This is a genomic window from Gardnerella sp. 30-4, assembly GCF_001641215.1.
Lineage (GTDB): Bacteria > Actinomycetota > Actinomycetes > Actinomycetales > Bifidobacteriaceae > Bifidobacterium > Bifidobacterium leopoldii.
This window is the reverse complement of record NZ_LXJL01000031.1, coordinates 1-8,085: the sequence shown is the minus strand read 5'-3', so window position 1 is coordinate 8,085 and position 8,085 is coordinate 1. Positions and strand designations below refer to the sequence as shown.

Here is an 8,085-nt window from a genome sequence, read left to right as displayed (position 1 = left end):
GTATCTATTTATATAGGTATTTCTTATTTCGTATGTATTCCATATATCGCACTCATATATTTTTTGTGTTATCTAATCGTATATCTCATCTTTTTCTGCTTTTATTGTGTATTTTTCGCGTTGATTCCGTATTAATTGCGTCTTTGTTGCTGTTTTTCTTAATGCGTGGGTGCGCGACACTCCCGATTTTGAGGTTTTTGGGGCTATTTTTGATTATTTTTTGTTGGTTTTGATTATTGTTCCTGGTTTTGTGTTGGTTTTTGGGTGCTTTTTTGCGATTTTCGACACGCCGGTGTTTTGGCTTGTTTTCAATGGTTTTGGGGTGTTTGTTTTTGGTGGGTTTGCGTTTTAGCGTGGGTTGGTGTAAGTTTATCTCTTGCTGCTCAGCGCGGCTGGTTCTCCTCGGTTGAGGTTGATGGGCCGGCTGGTGTGGTGGTGGTTTGAGAACTCAAGAGCGTGTCTGTACTACTTATTAGTTAATTATTGCCAGTTCATTGCCAGCCTTGCAGATTGCAGGGTGCCTGAGAGATGGTTAAATGGTGGTGAGGTTTTTTGTTGGGATGTTCTTTCCTTAAAGAATGTCTCGTCTTTTTCTTTTTAATATTGGAGCCTTTTGTTGGCTCTTCATTGAAGTTTTTCGTGGAGGGTTCGATTCTGGCTCAGGATGAACGCTGGCGGCGTGCTTAACACATGCAAGTCGAACGGGATCTAGTCAGCTTGCTGACTGGTGAGAGTGGCGAACGGGTGAGTAATGCGTGACCAACCTGCCCCATGCTCCAGAATAGCTCTTGGAAACGGGTGGTAATGCTGGATGCTCCAACTTGACGCATGTCTTGTTGGGAAAGTGTTTAGTGGCATGGGATGGGGTCGCGTCCTATCAGCTTGTAGGCGGGGTAATGGCCCACCTAGGCTTCGACGGGTAGCCGGCCTGAGAGGGCGGACGGCCACATTGGGACTGAGATACGGCCCAGACTCCTACGGGAGGCAGCAGTGGGGAATATTGCGCAATGGGGGAAACCCTGACGCAGCGACGCCGCGTGCGGGATGAAGGCCTTCGGGTTGTAAACCGCTTTTGATTGGGAGCAAGCCTTTTGGGTGAGTGTACCTTTCGAATAAGCGCCGGCTAACTACGTGCCAGCAGCCGCGGTAATACGTAGGGCGCAAGCGTTATCCGGAATTATTGGGCGTAAAGAGCTTGTAGGCGGTTCGTCGCGTCTGGTGTGAAAGCCCATCGCTTAACGGTGGGTCTGCGCCGGGTACGGGCGGGCTAGAGTGCAGTAGGGGAGACTGGAATTCCCGGTGTAACGGTGGAATGTGTAGATATCGGGAAGAACACCAATGGCGAAGGCAGGTCTCTGGGCTGTTACTGACGCTGAGAAGCGAAAGCGTGGGGAGCGAACAGGATTAGATACCCTGGTAGTCCACGCCGTAAACGGTGGACGCTGGATGTGGGGCCCATTCCACGGGTTCCGTGTCGGAGCTAACGCGTTAAGCGTCCCGCCTGGGGAGTACGGCCGCAAGGCTAAAACTCAAAGAAATTGACGGGGGCCCGCACAAGCGGCGGAGCATGCGGATTAATTCGATGCAACGCGAAGAACCTTACCTGGGCTTGACATGTGCCTGTCGACTGCAGAGATGTGGTTTCCCTTCGGGGCAGGTTCACAGGTGGTGCATGGTCGTCGTCAGCTCGTGTCGTGAGATGTTGGGTTAAGTCCCGCAACGAGCGCAACCCTCGCCCTGTGTTGCCAGCGGGTTATGCCGGGAACTCACGGGGGACCGCCGGGGTTAACTCGGAGGAAGGTGGGGATGACGTCAGATCATCATGCCCCTTACGTCCAGGGCTTCACGCATGCTACAATGGCCGGTACAACGGGATGCGACATGGTGACATGGAGCGGATCCCTTAAAACCGGTCTCAGTTCGGATCGTAGTCTGCAACTCGACTACGTGAAGGCGGAGTCGCTAGTAATCGCGAATCAGCAACGTCGCGGTGAATGCGTTCCCGGGCCTTGTACACACCGCCCGTCAAGTCATGAAAGTGGGCAGCACCCGAAGCCGGTGGCCTAACCCTTTTGGGATGGAGCCGTCTAAGGTGAGGCTCGTGATTGGGACTAAGTCGTAACAAGGTAGCCGTACCGGAAGGTGCGGCTGGATCACCTCCTTTCTACGGAGTTTTTGTGCACGCTCGGTTGAGTGTGGTTACTGGTGTGGAAAACAGTGGTTAACGTTTATATGAGTTTGTTGGGCATGCTTTTGGGTTCCCGGATTGCCACCCCCCTTGTTTTGGGGTTGCGGTCCTTGACTCACAGGATTTCAGGTTGATGCTTTTTGAGTGTTGATGCTGGTTTTGTGGTGTTGTGGTGGTTTGAGAACTGGATAGTGGACGCGAGTAAAATGCGAGACTTTTTTGGTTTCGATTTTTTTGCTTTTATCAATTTCAACCGGCTCCTTTTGTTGGAGTCGCTTGATCGTTTTGTGATCGTTTAGTGTGATGATTTTTTGTCTAGAGAATTTTGCTGATGGGTTCTTACTTTAGTGTTTGTCACTGGTAAGGGCGTATGGTGGATGCCTTGGTAGACAGGACCGATGAAGGACGTGACGGGCTGCGATATGCCTCGGGGAGCTGCCGAGTGGGCTTTGATCCGAGGATTTCCGAATGGGGAGACCCGGCCACTGTTATGAGTGGTCACCACAGTTTTTGTGGGGGGTACGCAGGGAAGTGAAACATCTCAGTACCTGCAGGAAAGGATACTCCGTGAGTAGTGGCGAGCGAAAGCGGATCAGGCTAAACCGGGTGCGTGTGATAGCCGTCAGGTGTTGCGCATTCGGGGTCGTGGGATGGACTGTTCAGCCTCTGACGGGGTTGAGGAGAGTGATAAAATGTCGTGCTAGGTGAATGGGATTGAATTCCCAGCCGTAGAGGGTGATGGCCCCGTAGCTTGTCGTGCGATGTCTCTTTATGTTTATTCCCAAGTAGCGCGGGACTCGTGGAATCCCGCGTGAATCTGCCCAGACCGTTGGGTAAGCCTAAGTATTCCTGTCTGACCGATAGTGTACTAGTACCGTGAGGGAAAGGTGAAAAGCACCCCGGGAGGGGAGTGAAATAGTTCCTGAAACCGTGCGCTTACAATCCGTCGGAGCCTTCTTTGTGGGGTGACGGCGTGCCTATCGAAAAATGAGTCTGCGAGTCAGTGGTATGTGGCGAGGCTAACCCGGGTGGGGGAGCCGTAGCGAAAGCGAGTTTTAAAAGGCGTTTGAGTCGCATGTCCTGGACCCGAAGCGGGATGATCTAGCCCTGAGCAGGTTGAAGCGCGGGTAAGACCGTGTGGAGGACCGAACCCACCTAGGTTGAAAACTGGGGGGATGACTTGGGGTTAGGGGTGAAAGGCCAATCAAATTCCGTGATAGCTGGTTCTCTCCGAAATGCATTTAGGTGCAGCGTCGTGTTATTGCTTACAGGGGGTAGAGCTACTGGATGCTTGCGGGCCCATACCGGGTACCAATAGCAGCCAAACTCCGAATACCTGTTAGGTTTATCACGGCAGTGAGTCGGCGGGGGATAAGCTCCGTCGTCAAAAGGGAAACAGCCCTGATCGTCGTCTAAGGTCCCGAAGCGCGTGCTAAGTGGGAAAGGATGTGGAGTCGCATAGACAGCCAGGAGGTTGGCTCAGAAGCAGCCATCCTTGAAAGAGTGCGTAACAGCTCACTGGTCTAGTGGTTCCGCGCCGACAATGTAGCGGGGCTTAAGCACGCCACCGAAGACGCGGCTGCATGATTTGTTTCATGCGGGGTAGGAGAGCGTCCTGTATGGGGTGAAGCGGCAGTGTGAACTTGTCGTGGACTTTACAGGAGTGAGAATGCAGACATGAGTAGCGAGAGACGGGTGTGAATCCCGTCCGCTGAATGACTAAGGGTTCCGGGGCCACGTTCGTCGTCCCCGGGTGAGTCGAGTCCTAAGGCGAGGCCGACAGGCGTAGTCGAATGGATGAACGGGTTGATATTCCCGTACCGGTGTTACACCGTTCGAACTGAATCTGAGAGTACTAACCTTCATTTTCTTGTTGATTGCCTTTCGGGGTTGTTGATGGGTTTGTGTTGGGACTGTATCGGTAGTAGGTTAGCGTGGGAGTGACGCGGGTAGGTAGCCGGCTGCGGAGGTGGTTTTCCGTGGCTAAGCGTGTGGGCTGTCTCCTAGGTAAATCCGGGGGATGTTAAGCTGAGGCGTGATGGGTAGGCTGTAAGGCTGATTCCGGTGATCCTGCTTGCCAAGAAAAGCTTCAACGTGAGGTGTGATTCCGCTCGTACCCTAAACCGACACTGGTGGTCTGGTAGAGTATACCGAAGCGATCGGGCGAATCCTGGCCAAGGAACTCGGCAAATTACTCCCGTGCCTTCGGCATAAGGGAGACCCCTGATGGTGATATGGTTTTACATTGTTGAGCTGTTGGGGGTGGCACAAGCTAGGGGGTAGCGACTGTTTACCAAAAACACAGGAGCGTGCGAAGGCGTAAGCCGCTGTATACGCTCTGACGCCTGCCCGGTGCCGGAAGGTTAAGAGGATCCGTTAGCTTCGGTGAAGCGGTGAATTTAAGCCCCGGTAAACGGCGGTGGTAACTATAACCATCCTAAGGTAGCGAAATTCCTTGTCGGGTAAGTTCCGACCTGCACGAATGGCGTAACGACTTCCCCACTGTCTCGGCCAGGAGCCCGGCGAAATTGCAGTACGAGTAAAGATGCTCGTTAAGCGCAGAAGGACGAAAAGACCCCGGGACCTTTACTATACCTTGGTATTGTCGTTAGGTGTGGATCGTGTAGCATAGGCGGGAGGCTGTGAAGCGTGGGCGCTAGCTTGCGTGGAGTCGACAGGTGAAATACCGCTCTTTCCATATCTGGCGTCTAACCTCGACGCGTTATCCGTGTCAGGGACAGTGCCTGGCGGGTAGTTTAACTGGGGCGGTTGCCTCCTAAAGAGTAACGGAGGCGCTCAATGGTCCGCTCAGCCCGGTTGGCAATCGGGTGTTGAGTGTAATCGCACAAGCGGGCTTGACTGTGAGACTGACGGGTCGAGCAGGGACGAAAGTCGGAGATAGTGATCCGGTGCCGGCGTACGGACGTGGCATCGCTCAACGGATAAAAGGTACCCCGGGGATAACAGGCTGATCATTCCCAAGAGTCCATATCGACGGGATGGTTTGGCACCTCGATGTCGGCTCGTCGCATCCTGGGGCTGGAGCAGGTCCCAAGGGTTCGGCTGTTCGCCGATTAAAGCGGCACGCGAGCTGGGTTCAGAACGTCGTGAGACAGTTTGGTCTCTATCCTCTGCGCTCGTTGGAATGTTGAGGAGACCTGCCCATAGTACGAGAGGACCTGGGTGGACGAACCTCTGGTATGCCGGTCGTCACGCCAGTGGCGCTGCCGGTTAGCTACGTTCGGAAGGGATAACCGCTGAAAGCATCTAAGCGGGAAGCCTGCTCCAAGATAAGCATTCCTTGCACTTTAGTGTGTGAGCCCCCATGTAGAACACGTGGTTGATAGGCTAGATGTGGAAGCCCTGTAAGGGGTGGAGCTGACTAGTACTAACGGGCGATGGTGACATTCTTCCTCACTTTTACTAGTGGGGAGGGTGAGTTCCTTATGAGTATTATTCTTCTAGCGTTAATGAGTACTGAATGTTTTGCTTAACGATCAGTTGGTAAAAGAGTTTTTACGCGCGTTCATGTCCGGTTCCCTAACCGCCACGTGTTGCCACTCAATGGTTTTGAGTGTATAATCTAGTTTTGCGGTGGTCATGGCTCAGGTGAGACGCCCGGTCCCATTCCGAACCCGGAAGCTAAGGCCTGACACGGCGAGGGTACTGCACTCGATAGGGTGTGGGAGACTAGCACGCTGCCGCATTATTTTTCTAGCGGGGAGTTTTTTACTCCCCGCTTTTTTCATATTCGCATACTGTTCTTTCGTTTTCGTATACTGTTATCTGTAATTCTTCAAACGTGGGCGCGACGACCTGTCTGAGCGCTGCGATTTAGCGCGCGAAGGCAATTCGGAGCGGAAACTCGCTTAAGTTGGAAGTCCAGTGGACTTCCAACGCGAGTTTCGTAGCGAGCACGTATAGTGCGAGTGTCGTCTCGCAAATGGAGCGTAGAGCGAGGGTTAACCCTCCAAACGTGAGAGAGTGTTCTCACAAATGGAGCGCAACACACACCGACACACTCCAAACACGAGGAAAAACTGCGGGCATTTGTGGTCAAAAATGCTGGAACGCTCGCGCTATAAGCACTCAAGCAGGTAGTCACACAAACACGAGAGAGAACACTGCGTGCGTATTCGGTGCGATATACTAAAAGCATGACTACACAAACTTTTGAAGCACTCGCAAAGTCGCGATTTTCTGCACGTGATTTTCTAAATAAACCTGTCGATTCTAAAATACTTGAAACTATTTTGCAAACAGCTGCACAATCACCGAGCTGGTCCAATACGCGTGGCTACATGCTCGCTATTGCTCAAGGAGAACGCAAGCAGCAGCTAATCGACGCATATGTGCAAAAATGCAAAGCAATGTTTCGTACTAAAGACGCTACCCTTAGCGAAGAAGAGCGCCTGATAGCGCAGAAAATGAGCCACCCGGATGGAGATTTTCCTGTAATGGCTCCGTATCCACAATCACTTAAAGAGCGTAGCGCTCGTTTAGGGTTGGCGTTGTATAAACATTTAAATATTGATCGCAAAGATTTTCCTGCTCGAAATGCTCACACTTTGCGCAACTTCCAGGCGTTCGGTGCGCCAGTTATGGGATTTGTGCTTGTTCGCCGCGATTTTCTGCCGTTTGCTGCGCTGGATGCTGGAATTATGCTACAAACGTTACTGTTGGCAGCTAAAGAGCAAGGCGTAGATTCATGCCCCCTTGGCGTTCTTGCTACATGGCGTTCACCGCTTGACGAAGTATTCGACATTCCTCCGGAGTATGCGCTGATTACTGGTTTTGCGTTAGGGTATGCGTCTGAAGCGCACGTAAATGCTTTCCGCGCGGAGCATCCGCCAATCGAGCTTGCGCAGGAAAAGTAACTTCGCACGAACCAACCTATCTTGCAAAATCCAAAGTACTTTGGAAAATATCAGATAGAAGTGCCGGAAATACCAGGATTATTTACTCAAGTGCGTAGGCTTGATCAGGTTGCAGCAATGGTAAAAGATGCTGCTGCAACTTTAAATGTTAAAGTCAATGGCGTGAAAGTAACTCCGAAACTTAGTGAGCAAGATGAGCTTATGCTTCAGCGCATGTTAGATGCAAAATCGGCAGCTATAAAAACTCAGCAAGAGGCATCTATGCTTATGTGTGAAACGGTTCGCATACTAAGGAATCAGGGATTGACGGTTCGTGATGTTGCAGAGCTTACGGGGGTTACTCCGCAGCGAATAAGTTCGCTTAAAGCTTAGTGATTCAAAGCAATGTGGTTGAGGCTATGCGCAAGTAAGTCGCTTAGTAACGCATAAACTCTATGCAAAACAAATAAATAACGGATAAATAAGTAAAGGTCAAGCCGTAGGATGCATGGATGCAACTTGACCTTTGAAAATTGTGATATGTTTTTAAGTTAAAATCGCAGTCTAATGCTTTTATTTATTCTTGGCAATTCCAAGAGCTTTTGAACTTTCATCCTTGTCAAGGCCTATAAATAGAAGCACGATTATGCCAATAATCAGCGGAACATAACCGTATCCAGATCCGTGGATTATGCCGAATATTTCCATAAGCCCATTTGCTATTACAGCTAGTGAAGATACGATAAAATATAGCTGCGCGCACCACGGTTTTTTAATGAGAAACATGGTTGCAAGACCAAATAATCCAGCGATAATTTGAGGCACCCCCCATAGATAATCATTACGCATTACAATCAGCGCAATTCCGCCAGCAAGAAATACACCATTGGCTATTGTCCAAAATACGGACGGAATTTGTGCTTTTGTATCTTCTAAATTACTCATATTCTTCTCCTTCTGATACAAGAAAATAATTGTGTATATAAAACTTTGACAATTTATAAATTAATGGCGTGCTAAAAGGTAAACAATATCTTGTAT

Annotated in this window: 3 protein-coding genes and 3 rRNA genes; 5 read left to right on the top strand and 1 reads right to left on the bottom strand. The window is 50.6% G+C overall.

Annotated elements, in window-relative coordinates; translation table 11 throughout:
- Nucleotides 1-636: 636 nt before the first annotated feature.
- The 5 genes from A5294_RS02695 to A5294_RS02670 all read left to right on the top strand — a co-directional run bounded on the left by A5294_RS02695 (nt 637) and on the right by A5294_RS02670 (nt 7,437).
- Nucleotides 637-2,164 (top strand): 16S ribosomal RNA (locus A5294_RS02695).
- A 374-nt stretch (nt 2,165-2,538) separates the two neighbouring features.
- Nucleotides 2,539-5,599, top strand: a 23S ribosomal RNA gene (locus A5294_RS02690).
- A 179-nt stretch (nt 5,600-5,778) separates the two neighbouring features.
- Nucleotides 5,779-5,895, top strand: a 5S ribosomal RNA gene (gene rrf / locus A5294_RS02685).
- The 16S, 23S and 5S rRNA genes sit together here, the layout of an rRNA operon.
- Nucleotides 5,896-6,345: 450 nt before the next feature.
- On the top strand, nt 6,346-7,065 hold the full coding sequence (locus A5294_RS02675) for a nitroreductase family protein (protein WP_064340399.1): 720 nt from the start codon (nt 6,346-6,348) through the stop codon (nt 7,063-7,065).
- Between the two features lie 21 nt (nt 7,066-7,086).
- The gene (locus tag A5294_RS02670) at nt 7,087-7,437 is read left to right on the top strand and encodes an XRE family transcriptional regulator (RefSeq protein WP_231880178.1); all 351 of its coding nucleotides are present in this window, start codon (nt 7,087-7,089) and stop codon (nt 7,435-7,437) included.
- A 180-nt stretch (nt 7,438-7,617) separates the two neighbouring features.
- Here the strand turns inward: A5294_RS02670 and A5294_RS02665 are convergent, their stop codons facing one another.
- A complete protein-coding gene (locus tag A5294_RS02665) occupies nt 7,618-7,989 on the bottom strand; it encodes a hypothetical protein (RefSeq protein WP_064340397.1) in 372 nt (123 codons plus the stop codon).
- Nucleotides 7,990-8,085: the final 96 nt, after the last annotated feature.

Excerpts from the sequence above, each read along its gene's own strand:
- A5294_RS02665 (WP_064340397.1), bottom strand. The coding sequence starts at position 7,989 with ATGAGTAATTTAGAAGATACAAAAGCACAAATTCCGTCCGTATTTTGG.
- A5294_RS02675 (WP_064340399.1), top strand. The coding sequence starts at position 6,346 with ATGACTACACAAACTTTTGAAGCACTCGCAAAGTCGCGATTTTCTGCA.